The 15571-nt window shown below is 67.0% G+C and carries 16 protein-coding genes; 10 read left to right on the plus strand and 6 right to left on the minus strand.

The features are described from left to right. Positions 1 to 70 precede the first annotated feature (70 nt). Positions 71 to 502 carry a CBS domain-containing protein gene (locus CXY91_RS00585; RefSeq protein WP_091829964.1) on the plus strand — a complete coding sequence of 144 codons (432 nt, stop codon included), beginning with the start codon at positions 71 to 73 and terminating at the stop codon, positions 500 to 502. Between the two features lie 138 nt (positions 503 to 640). Here CXY91_RS00585 and CXY91_RS00590 read toward each other — a convergent pair whose 3' ends face one another. From CXY91_RS00590 to folE, 3 genes are all read right to left on the minus strand, one after another. Continuing rightward, positions 641 to 1660, minus strand: coding sequence for a patatin-like phospholipase family protein (locus CXY91_RS00590; protein ID WP_091829962.1), 1020 nt, complete (start codon positions 1658 to 1660; stop codon positions 641 to 643). Positions 1661 to 1811: 151 nt separating this feature from the next. Next, positions 1812 to 2213: a phosphoribosyl-AMP cyclohydrolase gene (hisI, locus tag CXY91_RS00595; RefSeq protein ID WP_100958886.1), complete on the minus strand. Its 402-nt coding sequence runs from the start codon at positions 2211 to 2213 to the stop codon at positions 1812 to 1814. Between the two features lie 165 nt (positions 2214 to 2378). Then, the gene (gene folE / locus CXY91_RS00600) at positions 2379 to 3020 is read right to left on the minus strand and encodes a GTP cyclohydrolase I FolE (RefSeq protein ID WP_100958887.1); all 642 of its coding nucleotides are present in this window, start codon (positions 3018 to 3020) and stop codon (positions 2379 to 2381) included. Positions 3021 to 3178: 158 nt separating this feature from the next. Between folE and CXY91_RS00605 the strand changes: the two genes are divergently transcribed. Beyond that, positions 3179 to 3628: an iron-sulfur cluster assembly scaffold protein gene (locus tag CXY91_RS00605; RefSeq protein WP_100959053.1), complete on the plus strand. Its 450-nt coding sequence runs from the start codon at positions 3179 to 3181 to the stop codon at positions 3626 to 3628. A gap of 3 nt (positions 3629 to 3631) precedes the next feature. Here CXY91_RS00605 and CXY91_RS00610 read toward each other — a convergent pair whose 3' ends face one another. Further along, on the minus strand, positions 3632 to 4363 hold the full coding sequence (locus CXY91_RS00610) for a phosphatase PAP2 family protein (protein WP_158673208.1): 732 nt from the start codon (positions 4361 to 4363) through the stop codon (positions 3632 to 3634). Positions 4364 to 4491: 128 nt separating this feature from the next. Here CXY91_RS00610 and yidD point away from each other — a divergent pair, with 128 nt between their 5' ends. Further along, entirely contained in the window at positions 4492 to 4824 is a 333-nt protein-coding gene (gene yidD / locus CXY91_RS00615) for a membrane protein insertion efficiency factor YidD (protein ID WP_100958889.1), read from the plus strand. Here yidD and CXY91_RS00620 read toward each other — a convergent pair. Then, the gene (locus CXY91_RS00620) at positions 4806 to 5048 is read right to left on the minus strand and encodes a cysteine rich repeat-containing protein (protein ID WP_100958890.1); all 243 of its coding nucleotides are present in this window, start codon (positions 5046 to 5048) and stop codon (positions 4806 to 4808) included. The genes yidD and CXY91_RS00620 overlap by 19 nt on opposite strands. A gap of 247 nt (positions 5049 to 5295) precedes the next feature. On the opposite strand from CXY91_RS00620, the gene thrS reads away from it, so the two are divergent. From thrS to CXY91_RS00655, 7 genes are all read left to right on the plus strand, one after another. Beyond that, positions 5296 to 7293 carry a threonine--tRNA ligase gene (gene thrS / locus CXY91_RS00625; RefSeq protein WP_100958891.1) on the plus strand — a complete coding sequence of 666 codons (1998 nt, stop codon included), beginning with the start codon at positions 5296 to 5298 and terminating at the stop codon, positions 7291 to 7293. 48 nt (positions 7294 to 7341) lie between these two features. Then, the gene (locus CXY91_RS00630) at positions 7342 to 8631 is read left to right on the plus strand and encodes a DUF2157 domain-containing protein (protein WP_100958892.1); all 1290 of its coding nucleotides are present in this window, start codon (positions 7342 to 7344) and stop codon (positions 8629 to 8631) included. Next, entirely contained in the window at positions 8628 to 9251 is a 624-nt protein-coding gene (locus CXY91_RS00635; RefSeq protein WP_100958893.1) for a GDYXXLXY domain-containing protein, read from the plus strand. Before CXY91_RS00630 ends, CXY91_RS00635 begins: the two co-directional genes overlap by 4 nt. Positions 9252 to 9527: 276 nt before the next feature. After that, on the plus strand, positions 9528 to 11018 hold the full coding sequence (gene serS / locus CXY91_RS00640; RefSeq protein WP_100958894.1) for a serine--tRNA ligase: 1491 nt from the start codon (positions 9528 to 9530) through the stop codon (positions 11016 to 11018). A gap of 4 nt (positions 11019 to 11022) precedes the next feature. Beyond that, positions 11023 to 11784 carry a 5'/3'-nucleotidase SurE gene (gene surE / locus CXY91_RS00645; protein ID WP_100958895.1) on the plus strand — a complete coding sequence of 254 codons (762 nt, stop codon included), beginning with the start codon at positions 11023 to 11025 and terminating at the stop codon, positions 11782 to 11784. An 11-nt stretch (positions 11785 to 11795) separates the two neighbouring features. Next, on the plus strand, positions 11796 to 12455 hold the full coding sequence (locus CXY91_RS00650) for a protein-L-isoaspartate O-methyltransferase family protein (protein WP_091829941.1): 660 nt from the start codon (positions 11796 to 11798) through the stop codon (positions 12453 to 12455). Positions 12456 to 12846: 391 nt separating this feature from the next. Then, the gene (locus CXY91_RS00655; protein ID WP_100958896.1) at positions 12847 to 14214 is read left to right on the plus strand and encodes a LysM peptidoglycan-binding domain-containing M23 family metallopeptidase; all 1368 of its coding nucleotides are present in this window, start codon (positions 12847 to 12849) and stop codon (positions 14212 to 14214) included. A 210-nt stretch (positions 14215 to 14424) separates the two neighbouring features. Here CXY91_RS00655 and CXY91_RS00660 read toward each other — a convergent pair whose 3' ends face one another. Beyond that, positions 14425 to 15303, minus strand: a complete 879-nt coding sequence (locus CXY91_RS00660; protein ID WP_100958897.1) for an ATP-binding protein — start codon at positions 15301 to 15303, stop codon at positions 14425 to 14427. Positions 15304 to 15571 lie beyond the last annotated feature (268 nt).

Consider the following 15571-nt stretch of genomic DNA (forward strand, 5'->3'; position numbering starts at 1 on the left):
GGCGCTGCTTCCGTCGAACCCATCAAATGAGCGCCGGTCAACGGTGCCACTATCGCTGGAGGAGGAGTCGATGAACGTCGTTCATATTCTCGGCAACAAGGGCGCAGAGGTGATCTCGGTGCAGCCCCACCGGACGCTCGGCGAGGCAGCGCGGACCCTGGCGGAGAAGCGGATCGGCGCGGTGGTCGTGACCGGCGCCGATGGCAGCCTGCTCGGGATCCTGTCCGAGCGCGACATCATCAAGGCCTTGGGCACCGATGGCGCCGCGGCGCTGGAGACGCCGGTGTCGCGCGCCATGACCGCCAAGGTCGTGACCTGCCGGCCTGATACCAGCGTCGACGATCTGATGGAGATCATGACGTCAGGCCGCTTCCGGCATGTGCCGGTGGTCGATAATGGTCGGGTCGCCGGCATCGTCTCGATCGGCGACGTGGTCAAGCATCGGGTCGCCGAGATCGAGGCCGAGAGCCGGGCGATGCGCGACTACATCGCGATGGCGTGAGGCTTCACCCCCGTCATGCTCGCCCTTGTGGCGAGCATCCACGCCTTGAATTCCGCCTTGGATCACTGAGGGGAGGACGTGGATGGTCGGGACAAGCCCGACCGTGACGGACAAGGGCGTTAAATCGGCCCTTCGCGTCTAGTTCAGCGGCAGGTGATTGGCCGCGACGATCGCGGCGATCTCGTCCAGCGCGCGTTCCGCCGCCTGCCGGCCGAGCGCGATCGCTTCGTCGGCGCGGTGGAAGTCGAACAGGCCGACGCGGCCGAGCTTGGGGCCGATCATCACATCCGGTGGATCGCCTGCGAGACGCGAGCGCGAGATTCGGTCCTGGGTGATGTTGAAGGCGTCGATCATCACGCCGGCGAGGCCCGGCTGCTGCTCGTGATTGGCCTTGCCGACGATGCCGCGCATGCGCTCGCGCACGCCGCCGAACCAGCCGGTCGCCGGGCGCTGCTCGACCACGGGCTCCGGGTCCGGATCGGCGCCGTAGGACTGGATCACCGTGCCGCGGCCGGTCATGTCGCTGTTCAGGTTGACGCAGAGCACGACGTCGGCACCGAGCGCCCGCGCCACCGTGACCGGCACCGGATTGACCAGCGCGCCATCCATCAGCCAGCGGCCGCCGAGCTTCACCGGGTCGAATACGCCGGGCAGCGCGTAGGAGGCGCGCAGCGCGTCGACCAGCGAGCCGCGGGTCAGCCAGATCTCATGGCCGGTGCCGAGTTCGGTTGCGACGGCGGCGTAAGTCTGCCTGAGATCGCTGATCTGCAGGCCGGCGAGATCGCGTTCCAGCAGGCGCTTCAGCCGCCCGCCGGCGATCAGCCCGGCGCCGCCGAGATGGAAATCCATCAACCCGACGACGCGGCGCTTGGTCAGGCCAAGTGCAAATTCGCGCAATTGCTCGAGCTTGTCGGCGGCGTAGCAGCCGCCGACCACCGCGCCGATCGAGGTGCCGGCGATCACTTCGGGCGCGTAGCCGGCCTCGGTGAGAACATCGAGGACGCCGATATGCGCCCAGCCGCGCGCAGCGCCGCCGCCGAGGGCAAGGCCGATCCGCGGCCGGCTGAGGCGCGCGGCGGGTCGGGAAACGAGATCGTTCATCGCAGCTCCGCCGCCGCCCAATCCAAAGGCCCGTCTGGCGATGTTCTCCAGTCTCATCGGCGCGATCCCTCCGCGGGAGGACTTCAGGATCGCGCCAGCCGATGAGCGAAAGATGAACGGCGCCCGGACCCTAGGCGGCTATCAGTCGCTTTTGAAGGAAACATGAAAGCTTGGTGAAAGGATTGCCAACGAAGCAGGCAGTCCCGGTTCAGATGGTCAGTGGTCCGTCGGCCGCGGTGCCGACCGGCTTAACCCGATAGAAGCAGCTGTGGCGGCCGGTGTGGCAGCAGCCGCCGTCGCCGCCGACAGTGACCTTGATCCAGATCGCGTCCTGATCGCAGTCGATCCGCATTTCGACGATGCTCTGCAACTGCCCGGAGGTCTCGCCCTTGCGCCAGAGCGCCTGACGCGAGCGCGACCAGTACCAGGCTTCGCCCGTCTCGATGCTGAGGCGCAGCGATTCGGCGTTCATATGCGCGACCATCAGCACCTCGCCGGTCACAGCGTCGGTGGTAACGCAGGTGACGAGGCCGTCGCGGTCGAACTTGGGAGCAAGGACCGTGCCCTCTTCGATCTCGGCTTTGGCTGAAAGGGTGGGGAAGGCAGTCATGTTGGAATCCTGACGGTGACGTCTCGCATATACGGCAGGTAACGTGAGCCGTCATTCTCGGGCGGCGTGAAGCGCCGGCCCGGGAATCTCAAGGCCAGAAGACACTGGTTTCCGAGATGCTCGAAGCAAGCCCGAGCATGACGCGTCGGAGCGCAGGTCGTGGGCTCACAGCCCCGGCGACTTCACCATGGTAAAGAAGCGCACCTGCTCGGCCGGATCGCGGAAGCGGCCGGTGTACTGCGTCGTCATCGTTGATGAGCCCTGCTTCTGCACGCCGCGCATCGACATGCACATGTGCTCGGCCTCGACGAGGACGGCGACGCCGCCCGGTTTGAGCGTCCGCTCGATCGCCTGGGCGATCTGCGCCGTCATCGTCTCCTGCGTCTGCAGGCGGCGTGCATAGACCTCCACGACGCGGGCCAGTTTCGACAGGCCGACCACGCCCCCGTTCGGATAGTAGCCGATATGGACCTTGCCGACGAAGGGCACCATGTGGTGCTCGCAATGCGAATAGAACGGGATGTCGCGGACGAGGACCATGTCCCTGTAGCCGTCGACCTCCTCGAAAACCCGTTCGAGAATCTCCTCGGGATCGTCGTCGTAGCCCTTGTAGAGTTCGCGATAGGCCTTGGCGACGCGGCCGGGTGTCTCGAGCAGGCCTTCGCGCGAAGGATCGTCGCCGGCCCAGAGGATCAGTGTGCGCACCGCTTCCTCGGCTTCTTCCCGCGTCGGCTTTCTGACGAGAAAGGTGTCTGCGGCCGGGCGCAGGGCCTGGTCCGCGGATAAGGACTTAACCACGGCGTCCATGTGGTGCCTTCCGTTCTGTTGTCTCGCCCTCCTACGTGCGGAAGGCGGGGATGGATCAATTCGTCGACTGCTGCGGCGAGACGGCCCTCCCCATCTGGGAGGGTCCTTTCTATATTGGGGTGGAAGGCGGGTCGATCCACCCCCGCATGGGCTCGCACATGCTGAACGATGTCTACAACAAGCGAATCCTGGAATTGGCAGGAAACATCCCGCTGCTTGAGCGCCTGCCGGTGCCCGATGCGACGGCGACCGCCCATTCGCGCCTCTGCGGCTCGACGGTCACGATCGACCTGACCATGGACGAGGATGTCGTCACCGGCTTCGGCCACGATGTCCGCGCCTGCGCGCTCGGCCAGGCTTCGTCCTCGATCATGGCGCGCCATGTCGTCGGCTCCACTGCCGCCGAATTGCGCGAGGTCCGCGAGCAGGCCCGCGCGATCCTGAAGGAGGGCGCTGAACCACCCAGCGGTAAATGGGCGGACCTGTCCGTGCTGGTGCCGGTGCGCGACTTCAAGGCGCGCCACGCCTCGACCATGCTGACCTTCGACGCGGTGGTCGACGCGATCGGCCAGATCGAGGCGAAGCGGCGCGAGACTGTGGCGGGCTGAAGGTTATTTCAGCCCGAACGCCTGGCGGATTTCCGGTTTCGTCTCGTCATAGCGGACCTTGAAGGCCTTCTCGGCCAACAGTGCCTTGGCGACGACGCGGCCGATCTTGTCGCCGGCTTCCAGGTCGGTGGGGTAGTGGAAGCCGCAGATGAGACGGCTTTCGTCATAGCTTTTCACCCGCTCCTCGAACTTGTCGGCGAGTTCGGGGACGGCGTCCGAGAGCAGCGTGGCATAGAGCGCCGCGGTCGCGGCATGGGCCGAGGGGAAGGAGGTTCCTTCCGGCCGTCCGCCGGGGCAGGGCTTGACCCTGACCTTGTTCCACACCTGGAACGGCCGGATGCGGCTGGTCAGGCGGTTGACGCTCTTCAGCAGGATGGCGAGCTCGACCTGCGCCTCGCGCATCAAGAGCCGTGTCTCGCGATGGGTGCCGTCGATATAGTTGTGGGCCATGCCTTTCAGGAAGGCATTGAACGTCTGGTACTGGTCGGCGATCGCCTGCTTCTCGCGCTCCGGTGTGCGGGCGGAGGAGAGGGCGAGCACCTTCTCGAACTCGGCGCGATGCTCCGGCGAGTTCTGTGCCGGAGGCAGGCCCATCACCTTGGCGACGTCGATTTTGGCGGCGTCGAGCCAGATCAGATAGGCTCGCTGCTGTGCCGCCGCGGGCGTAGCCAGGGCGAGCGCGAGCAGCGGCCCGCAGAGGGCGGTGGCGGAGGCAAGGAAGCGTGCGCGCATCATGACCAGAATCTGGGAAGGCGGGATCGAAGAGGGGCGATATAAGTTTGGCTGGAGGGAGCCGGCAGCGTTTGCCTGAGTCATACTTGCCTAAACATGCTGAAAAAAGCCTTTCATGGCGACAGGCGTTTTTGCGCCTGCCGCGCCAGGGCGCCCATCTGCTGATCCGCGGCTACCAACTCAGCTTCTCACTGCTGATCGGCCGGCAGTGCCGGCACTGGCCGTCGTGCTCGGAATATACCGACGAGGCGATCCAGCGGCACGGGCTCTGGGCCGGCGGATGGGTCGGCTTCGCCCGCATCTGCCGCTGCACGCCGCTCGGCACCTCGGGGATCGACATCGTTTGCGAGGAGCTGCCTCCGGAGGGAGCCTGGTACAAGCCCTGGGCCTATGGCCGCTGGCGCGGGGTCAACGCGCCGCCGGTGGCAGCGGCGGACGAAGGTGATCAGTTCGAGCGACGCTGAGACCTGGCGATCTGCAGCGTCGCCACGCAATCGGCGGAGAAGGCCGCCTGTTTCTCCTTGAAGCAGGCGGCGAGGCGGCCGCCGCCGGGCTGGATGCCTGGACAATGCTTCTGGAAATCGGCAGCGCAGGCGTTGCGGATCGCCGTACGACCGGGTGTCTGCGCCAGGGCCGCCTCGGGTATGAGCGCAACGAGGGCAAGAGTCAGAACGAGGTGGCGAGGCATGGCTGTCGGCTCCGATTGGGCGAGGCCGCGATGCTGGGTGAGCCTGGCTTGCTGCGACCTGACCGGAACATGACGAAACCGACAGCTTCCGAGGGAAGAGCCATTCGCCGATTGCCTGCACCTTCCCGCTCGTATAGGCCTCCCCGGCGCGCGTGCCGAACCGGCTGCAGGCCGCGTCGCCCCGCTCATTCATGCAGCCGGCCTTGGCTTACGGGGCTTGTATCCCCGAGTGAGCAGGAGCCGATCGATGACGATCTCCCTGACATTTCCCGATGGCGCGCAGCGCGAATTCCCGTCCGGCATCACCGGCAGGGAACTCGCCGGCGGCATTTCGCCATCTCTCCTGAAGCGCACGGTTGCGATGGCGCTCGACGGCGTGGTCGTCGACCTCGCCGATCCGATCACCGCCGACGCGAAGATCGAGTTCCTCAACCGCGAGGATCCGCGCGCGCTGGAATTGATCCGGCACGACTGCGCCCATGTCCTCGCCGAAGCTGTGCAGGAGCTCTATCCCGGCACGCAGGTGACGATCGGCCCGGTGATCGAGAACGGCTTCTTCTATGATTTCTTCCGCAACGAGCCGTTCTCGCCGGAGGATTTCGCGCCGATCGAGAAGAAGATGCGCGAGATCATCGCGCGCGACAAACCCTTCACCAAGGAGATCTGGAGCCGCGACAAGGCCAAGGCCTTCTTCCGCGACAAGGGCGAGGCCTTCAAGGTCGAGCTGGTCGATGCGATTCCGGAAGACCAGACGCTGAAGATGTATGCGCAGGGCGATTGGATCGACCTCTGCCGCGGCCCGCATATGACCTCGGTCGGCAAGGTCGGCAACGCCTTCAAGCTGATGAAGGTGGCCGGCGCCTATTGGCGCGGCGATAGCAAGAACCCGATGCTGACGCGCATCTACGGCACCGCCTTCGCCCGGCAGGAGGAGCTCGACGCCCATCTCAAGCAGATCGAGGAGGCCGAGAAGCGCGACCATCGCCGGATCGGCCGCGAGATGGACCTGTTCCATTTCCAGGAGGAGGGGCCAGGCGTCGTTTTCTGGCACTCCAAGGGCTGGCGGCTTTTCCAGGAGGTGCTGACCTATATGCGCCGGCGGCTCGCCGCCGACTATGAGGAGGTCAACGCCCCGCAGGTGCTCGACAAGTCGCTCTGGGAGACCTCGGGCCACTGGGGCTGGTACCAGGACAACATGTTCGCGGTGAAGTCGGCTTCGGCCTTCGAGAATCCGAACGATCCGACGCGCGACCAGAAGGTCTTCGCGCTGAAGCCGATGAACTGCCCGGGCCATGTCCAGATTTTCAAGCACGGCCTCAAAAGCTATCGCGACCTGCCGATCCGGCTGGCCGAGTTCGGCAATGTCCACCGCTACGAGCCGTCCGGCGCGCTGCATGGGCTGATGCGCGTGCGCGGCTTCACGCAGGACGACGCGCACATCTTCTGCACCGAGGAGCAGCTCGCCGCCGAGTGCCTGGCGATCAATGATCTGATCCTGTCGGTCTACGAGGATTTCGGCTTTACCGACGATCTCGTCATCAAGCTCTCGACGCGGCCGGAGAAGCGCGTCGGCTCCGACGCGGTCTGGGATCATGCCGAAGACGTCATGACGAAGGTGCTGGAGAGGATCGCGAAGCAGTCCGGCAACCGGATCACGACCGAGATCAATCCGGGCGAGGGCGCCTTCTACGGGCCGAAGTTCGAATATGTCCTGCGCGACGCCATCGGCCGCGACTGGCAGTGCGGCACGACGCAGGTCGACTTCAATCTGCCGGAGCGCTTCGGCGCCTTCTATATCGGCTCGGACGGCGAGAAGAAGCAGCCGGTCATGGTCCATCGCGCCATCTGCGGCTCGCTGGAGCGCTTCGTCGGCATCCTGATCGAGCACCATGCCGGGCATTTCCCGCTCTGGCTGGCGCCCGAGCAGATCGTGGTCGCACCGATCACCTCGGAGGCGGACGCCTATGGCGAGGAGGTCACCATGGCGCTGCTCTCGGCCGGCCTGCGCGCCCGCGCCGACCTGCGCAACGAGAAGATCAGCTACAAGGTGCGCGAGCACTCGCTGGCCAAGGTCCCGGTCATCCTCGCCGTCGGCAAGCGCGAGGCCGAGGAGAAGACCGTGACCGTGCGCCGCCTCGGCAGCCAGGCCCAGACGGTGATGAGCCTCGACGCCGTGGTCGCGGCGCTGGTCGAGGAGGCGACGCCGCCCGATCTTGCGCGGAAGCGCAAGGTCAAGGCGGCCTAAGACAGGCCATCTCGCCAAAACCCGTCAGCCCGTGCCAAATAAGCGCGCATGCTGACGGGTTCCTATCGCAAACGGCTCGAAGCCGATCTGGGTCGCTGGGTGGGAGAGGGGCTGGTCAGTCCCGAAAGCGCCGCGACCATCCGCCGTTCGCTGGCGCAGGAGGGCGGCGGCTTCAAGCTGCCGGCCCTGATCGGCCTGTTCGGCGGCCTGCTGATCGCCTCCAGCGTTTCCGCCTTCGTCGCGGCGAACTGGGACGAGATCCCCCGCATCGCCAAGCTCGTCATGATCCTGCTCGGCCTCGCCGGCGCGCTCGGCATCTCGGCCCGGCTGGAGAGTCGCGGTTCGACAGGCGGCGCCGACGCCGCCGCGACCTGCGGCACGCTGATCTTCGCCGCCGGCGTCGCGCTCGTCGGCCAGATGTATCATCTGCCGACCGACTGGCCGGGCGGGGCGCTGCTGGTCGCGCTCGGCGCGCTGATCGTCGCCTTTTTGCTGCGCTCGAACGGGGCGCTCGTCATCGCCATCGTCGGGATCGGCTGCTGGGCCGGCGGTCGCTGGGACGAGGGCGGGAGCAGGGCGCACCTGCTGTTCTGGCTGCCCTTCCTGCCGGCGCTCTGGCTGGCCGCGACCCGGCACAACCGCCTCGTCCATCATGTCGCGGCGCTGGCGTTGCTCGGCTGGTTCGCGACGCTGCCGGGCCAGCCGGCCTTCCTGCGCTTCGACTACGGCCTGCTCGCCTATGGGCTCGCCGTCTCCGCGTTGTTCGTTGCGCTCGGCGCGCTGGCGCTCGACCGGGGCGGGCCGGGCCTGCTCACCGCCTTCCTGCCCTGGGGGCTGATCGGGCTGATCCTGTCGCTCAATGTCGAGTTGATCCGCATTCTCGATCCGAGCGAGGCGAAGGCGGGAACGGCGCATTCGCTGAACCATGTCGCCTATGCGCTGGCGCTGCCGGCGGTGATCGGTTTTGGCCTGCTGGCGCGCGAGCGCCGCTTCGCCTGGCCGCTGGCGGCGGCGCTCGTCATGTCGCTGCTGGTACCGGTGCTGTTCTGGAGCGGCGGCGCGGTCAGCATGGCTGGCAAGATCGTCGTGGCGGCATTGATTCTCTCGATCGCGATAGGCCTCGTCGTCGCCGGTGCGGGTGGCGGCGTGCGCCGGCTCAGCATCGCCGGCTCGCTGCTGTTCGCCATCGCGATCGTGACTCTGCTCTGGCAGACCATCGGCACCTTGCTCGATCAGTCGCTGTTCTTCCTGATCGGCGGCGCGACCCTTATCGCGATCGCCAGCGGGATGCGCCGGCTCCTCGCCAAATTCAGCAAGCCGGTGGAGGCTGCGCCGTGATCCGCCTGCCGTCCGCCGATGCCTTTACCGGCCGCGTCTCGCCGCTCTGGCGCGGGCTCGCCGCCATTGTCCTGCTTTGCGCGCTGATCCTCGCCATGGTCGAGTCGCGCGCCGGCATCCTGCGCTCCGGCACCGAGATCAGGCTCGCGACGGCCCCGGTCGATCCGCGTGACCTGTTTCGCGGCGATTACGTCATCCTCGGCTACAAGATCAGCACGCTCGATCTCTCCAGGCTCGACGGCGACAAGAGCTTCGAACGCAACCAGACGGTCTTCGTCCGCGTCGCGCCCGGGGCCGATGGGCTCGCCGAGGCGAAAGGCGTTTATCTCGCCCGCCCGGCTGCCGGCGCCGGCGAGACCGTGATCGTGGGCAAGGTCGCCTCGGCCGGCGCCTGCGTCACCAATGCCGACGGCGACCCCGATTGCAATGCCGGCCGCCGCGCCATCCGCGTTACCTACGGCCTCGAAAGCTATTTTGTGCCCGAAGGCACCGGCCGCGCCATCGAGACGACCGAGCGCAAGCGGCTCGAAATCGTCGCGGCCGTGTCGAGCTCCGGACAGGCGGCGATCAAGCGCCTGCTGATCGACGGCAAGCTCGTCCATCAGGAGCCGCCTTACTGAAGGCCCGGTAACAGGTAAGGCGCGGGGAACCCTTCTCCCCTGTGGGAGAAGAGCAGGGATGAGGGCCTGCCCTAACCGTAAAGGGCGCTGCTGCTCCGTTGTGTTCAGACAATTGACGGCAGTCCCTCACCCCTACCCCTCTCCCATCCGGGAGAGGGGATCCCGCGCAAACCTGTCTCTGTCTCGCCCGCACCCGCCCACGGCGACGCAGCGCTTCCGTGCCGGCGCGGCATGCTCTAGAGGATCAGCCGATTCCACAACGGATCGGCTTGAGCGATGTACGACATCAGATGGATTCGCGAGAACGCTGAGGCGTTCGATCGGGGCTTGCAGCGGCGCGGGCTTGAGAAACTGTCGTCGTCGCTGCTGGCGCTCGACGACCAGCGCCGGGCCGCGATCAGCAAGGCACAGGCCGCGCAGGAGCGTCGCAACGCCCTCTCCAAGGAGATCGGCAAGGCGATGGGCCAGAAGGACCTCGTTTTGGCCGAACAGCTCAAGGCCGAGGTCGCCGCGCTGAAGGAGCAGGTGCCGGCGCTGGAAGCCGAGGAGAAGGCCGCAGTCGAGGCGCTGAGCGCCCAGCTCGCCGCGATTCCGAACACGCCGCTCGACGAGGTGCCTGACGGCGCAGACGAGCACGGCAACGTGCTGCTGCATGCCCATGGCACGAAGCCGGACGAGACTGGCAAGCGCCTCGTCGGCGTCAACCAGCCGAAGGAGCATTACGAGCTCGGCGAGGCGCTCGGCCAGATGGATTTCGAGACGGCCGCCAAGCTCTCCGGTTCGCGCTTCGTCGTGCTCGACCGTCAGATCGCGCGCCTCAACCGCGCTATCGGCCAGTTCATGCTCGACACCCATGTCGAGGAGCATGGCTATACCGAGGTCAACCCGCCTCTGATGGTGCGGGATGATGCCATGTTCGGCACGGCGCAGCTGCCGAAGTTTCGGGATGACCAGTTCGCCATCACAGCTGGCGCAGCTGCCGTCGAGACCCTTTTTAGCGACGTAGTCCAACGGCGTTTGGCTGAAGCGATGGACCGGGTGCAAGCGGAGCGCCCTGAGTTAAAAGATAGTGCCGTCGAACGCATTCAGGCGGTAGTACGCGATAACTTATATGGCGCACGTGATCTTCTGCAGGATGAAATCGATAAGGCGCGCGGGTTTTGGCTCATCCCGACCGCCGAGGTCCCGCTGACCAACCTCGTGCGCGAATCGATCCTCTCCGAGGAGGAGCTGCCGCGCCGTTTCACCGCGCTCACGCCCTGCTTCCGGGCGGAGGCCGGCTCGGCCGGGCGCGATACGCGCGGCATGCTGCGCCAGCACCAGTTCGAGAAGGTCGAGCTCGTCTCGATCACCGCGCCGGAAAAATCCCGCGAAGAGCATGAGCGCATGCTGTCTTGCGCCGAGAACGTGCTGAAGAAGCTCGACCTGCACTATCGCGTCATGACGCTGTGCACCGGCGACATGGGCTTCGCCTCGCAGAAGACCTACGACATCGAGGTCTGGCTGCCCGGCCAGAAGACCTATCGCGAGATCTCGTCCTGCTCGGTCTGCGGCGATTTCCAGGCGCGTCGCATGAATGCCCGCTACAGGACCAAGGACGGCAAGGGCCCGTTCTTCGTCCACACCCTCAACGGCTCGGGCACGGCGGTCGGCCGCGCCTTGATCGCGGTGATGGAAAACTACCAGAACGCCGACGGCTCGATCACCGTGCCGGACGTGCTGGTTCCCTATATGCGCGGGGTCACCCGCATCGAGAAGGCGGCCTGATCCCATGCGCATCCTGGTGACCAATGACGACGGCATCCATGCCGAGGGCCTCGCCGTCCTCGAGCAGATCGCGGCCCAGCTCTCCGATGACGTCTGGGTAGTCGCGCCCGAGACCGACCAGTCGGGCGTGGCGCATTCGCTCTCGCTGTCGAACCCGCTGCGCCTGCGCCAGATCGAGGAGAAGCGCTTCGCCGTCCAGGGCACGCCGACCGATTGCGTGATCATGGCGGTGCGCTCGGTCATGGCCGAGATCAAGCCCGATCTCGTGCTCTCCGGCGTCAATCGCGGCCAGAACGTCGCCGAGGACGTGACCTATTCCGGCACCATCGCCGCCGCAATGGAAGGCACGCTGCTCGGCATTCCCTCTATCGCGGTGAGCCAGGCCTATATGGCGGGCGACCGCACCCAAATCATCTGGGACTGCGCTCTGCAGCATGCGCCCGGCATCATCCGCCGGCTGCTGGAGGAGGGGATTCCCGATGGGATCCTGTTCAACCTCAACTTCCCGAACGTGCCCCCGGCCGAGGTCGCTGGCGTGGCGGTGACGGCGCAGGGCCGGCGAGACCAGGAGCTGATGCGGCTGGAGCCGCGGCGCGACGGGCGCGGCAATCCCTATTACTGGATCGCCTTCCAGCGCGGGAAGCACGAGCCGGCCAACGGCACCGACCTGCGCGCCCTCGCCGAGAAGAAGATCTCGGTGACGCCGCTCGAGCTCGACCTGACGCATGAGCCGACGATGACGCGCTTCGCACAGCTCTTCGCCTGAGGGCGGTAGGAATGACCGACGAGGGCGCCAGCAGCGAGAGCGAGCGAACGGTCGCTTTCCTGTTGTCGCTGCGCGCGCGCGGCGTGCGCGACCTCGCCTTGCTCCGGGCGATGGAGCGCGTGCCGCGCGAGCATTTCGCGCCCTCGCGCTTCGCCGATCTCGCCCGCCAGGACGTCTCGGTGCCGCTCCCTTGCGGCCAGACCATGACGGCGCCGCACACGGTCGCGGCGCTGGTTGGCGCGCTCGAGATGAAGCCCGATTGCCGGGTGCTCGAGGTCGGATCCGGCTCGGGTTATGTCGCGGCGCTGCTCGCGGCCATGGGCGGCAAGGTGGTTTCGCTGGAGCGCTACCGCACGCTCGCACTCGCCGCGCATGAGCGCCTCACGGGCGGTGGCTTCGCGCAGCTGGTCGAGCTGCGCCATGCCGACGGCTTGCAGCCCGATCGTACGCTCGGTCGCTTCGAGCGCATCCTGGTCAACGGCGTGATGCAGACGGTGCCGGAGGCGCTGCTTGCCCGGCTGGAGATCGGCGGGCGCCTCGTCGGCGCGCTACGCGTCGAGGGGGCAGGGCGGCTCGTCGTCGTCACCCGCAGCGAGGACGGCTTCGATCACGCGCTCGGCGCGATCATGCGAATCCCGCCGCTGGCGCCGGGGCTGTCGCAGGCGCTGTAGGCGATTTTTCCCGCCGTTATGCTGGGGCTTGATCCGAGTGCCCCGGGATGTTCGAGCAGATGTTGGCCTAAGTGGCATTCGCGGGGAACCCTTCTCCCGTGTGGGAGAAGGGCAGGGATGAGGGCCCGCCCTATCCGCAGAAGGCGCAACGGCGCCGCTGAGTTTCAACAATTCGCGGCGGTCCCTCACCCCTACCCCTCTCCCATCCGGGAGAGGGGATCCCGCGGGGACCCCATTCGCCTCTACCCGCTGGACCACTGCGCGCCACCGTCAGGGAGATTGCGGCTGCCTTCGAAAATTCACCTGACCTGTCAGTAGCGAAACGCCTTCTTAACCTAACCGGCTCTTTAATGCGGACCGTAGAGTTGCGTCGTTCGCGAGTGCAGAGTCCATGCGTAAGCAAGTCGAGCTGGCCGTGTCGAAATCCGTGGTTCGCGCCGTGTCGGTCTGCGCCCTTGCGGCCGGCCTGGGCGCCTGCTCCTCGGAGGCCATGCGCTTCACCGAGGCGCCTTTCGGCAATCCCTTCAAGACCGCTCAGGCCCCGGCCCCCCAGCGCGATCCGGCCACAACAGGCTCGATCGGTCGCAGCGGTCCGAGCCCGTCCTATGAGACGGCCTCCGCCGCCGGCAATCCGAGCGTGCGCAGCCAGCCTCTGGCGCCGCCGACCGCTTCGGTCGCCGCTCGTCCCGCGCCGCAATCCGCTCCCGCTCCGAGCGCGCCGGGTTCGGCCGCCGGCTGGAGCCCCCAGGGCGGCACCCCGATCGTCGTCGCCCATGGCGAAACGCTCGACGTGATCGCGGGTCGCTACGGCGTGCCGCGTTCGGCGCTGATGCAGGCCAATGGCCTCCGCGGCGAAGTCACGCCGGGTTCGCGCATCGTCGTCCCCGTCTACAATGGCGGCGGCTCGCAGACCGCCGCGCGCCAGCCGGCGCCGAGCGATAACCGTTTCGAGCAACCGCGCTCTGCTCCGCCGCCGGTGTCGCGTCCGATAGCCTCCGCGCCGGCCGTGTCCGCGGCTGCCCCGAAGGTCGCGGCCGTCGATGCCCGGGCACAGGCTGCCCAGGCGAAAGCGCAGGCTGCCGCCGAAGCCAAGGACAAGGCCGCCGCCGATGCCAAGCGCATGGGCGAGGCCCGTGCCCGCTTCGCCGCCGAGGCCAAGGCCAAGGCCGCCGCAAAAGCCGGCAACGAGACCAAGACGGCGGCGCTGCCGGCGCCGGCCCCGGCTCCTGTCGCTCAGCCGGCCAAGCCGAAGACTGCCGCTCCGGTGGTCGCCAGCGCGCCGGCCGACAAGGTCACCGTGCAGCCGAAGGTGGTCGCTCCTGAGCCGAAGGCCGCCGAGCCGCAGACCACAGCGAGCCTGCCCAAGGCCGAGGAACCCGCTTCGTCCGGCGCCGAGTTCCGCTGGCCGGCCCGTGGCCGCGTCATCACCGGCTATGCCGGCAAGGGCGGCAATGAGGGCATCAACATCGCGGTTCCCGAAGGCACGCCGGTCAAGGCGGCCGAGGGGGGCGTCGTCGCCTATGCCGGCAGCGAGCTCAAGGGCTACGGCAATCTCGTGCTGATCCGCCACCCGAACGGCTATGTCTCGGCCTACGCCCACAACGGCGAGCTCAACGTCAAGCGTGGCGAGACGGTCAAGCGCGGCCAGGTCGTCGCCAAGTCCGGTCAGTCCGGCAACGTCAACTCGCCGCAGTTGCACTTCGAGCTGCGCAAGGGTTCGACCCCGGTCGATCCGATGCCCTATCTCAGCAGCAACTAGTCCCGGTCAGATTTCGACCGGCAATTGCGAGACCCCACCGGTCGAAACCAGGCGGGGCGGTCCCAGGAAAGGCCGCCCCGTTTTTCTTTTTTAGATGCGTCATGCTCGGGCTTGACCCGACCATCTCAGGCGGGACGGGCTCTGGTTGGCGCCTTTCTCGTCATGAGGTTCTCGGATCTACACTTCGCTCCGTCCGAGAATGACGCCCTTTCACCCCTCCAGCTTCGTTTCCAGCCGCCCCGCCAGGTCCTGGATGTACTGCCAGGCCGTACGCCCGGAGCGCGAGCCGCGCGTCGTCGCCCATTCCAGCGCCTCGCGCCGCAACTGCTCCGGCTCGATCGTCAGGCCGAAATGGCCGACATAGCCGTCGATCATCGAAAGGTACTCGTCCTGGCTGCACTTGTGGAAGCCGAGCCAGAGGCCGAACCGGTCCGACAGCGAGACCTTTTCTTCCACCGCCTCACCAGGATTGATCGAGGTCGAGCGCTCGTTCTCGACCATCTCGCGCGCCAGCAGATGCCGGCGATTCGAGGTCGCGTAGAACACGACGTTCTCCGGGCGCCCCTCGACGCCGCCGTCCAGGGCCGCCTTCAGCGACTTGTAGGAGGTGTCCTGCCCGTCGAAGGAGAGGTCGTCGCAGAAGACGATGGCGGGATGCGGATCGGCCTTAAGCAGCCCCATCAGCACCGGCAGGCTCTCGATGTCCTCGCGGTGGATCTCGATCAGCTTGAGGGGGAGGGCGCCAGGCGGCAGTCGCTTGTTGGTGTCGGCATGCACCGCCTTGACCAGCGACGATTTGCCCATGCCGCGCGCCCCCCAGAGCAGGACGTTGTTGGCCGGCAGGCCGCGGGCGAAGCGCTCGGTGTTCTCGGCCAGCGTATCGCGCACCCGGTCGACGCCGCGCAGCAGCGACAGCGCGACTCGGTTCACCTTGGCGACCGGAGCAAGTTCATGACCGGCGGCATGCCAGACGAAGGCGTCGGCAGACGAGAGATCGGGCTTGCGCTTGGCGGGCGGTGCGAGGCGCTCCAGCGCGTCGGCGATGCGCAGCAGGGTGGCGAGCGTCTGGTCGGGGGCGGTGTCGGTCATCGCAGCGGGTCCGCTAACATGGCGTACCGAACGGTACGGTACGCTCATAACTCCGCTGTGCTTGTGAAGGCAAGGCCATTGCGCGCAGGGCGGGGAGCGCTTAGCTGGGAGAACGGTCGCAGGACCGGTCGCTTTCGATTGATTTCATGACATCGCTGGCTATAGTCCGCGCGATTTTGCAACCCCCGCGCCGGCCGGCCGTCAATCGGCGGCGACGTGAAGGAGCCTTCCCGTGATCACCCCCGCTTTTGCCCAGGGCCTTGGAGGC

This window comes from Allobosea sp. FBZP-16, from assembly GCF_002831785.1.
GTDB lineage: Bacteria > Pseudomonadota > Alphaproteobacteria > Rhizobiales > Beijerinckiaceae > Allobosea > Allobosea lupini.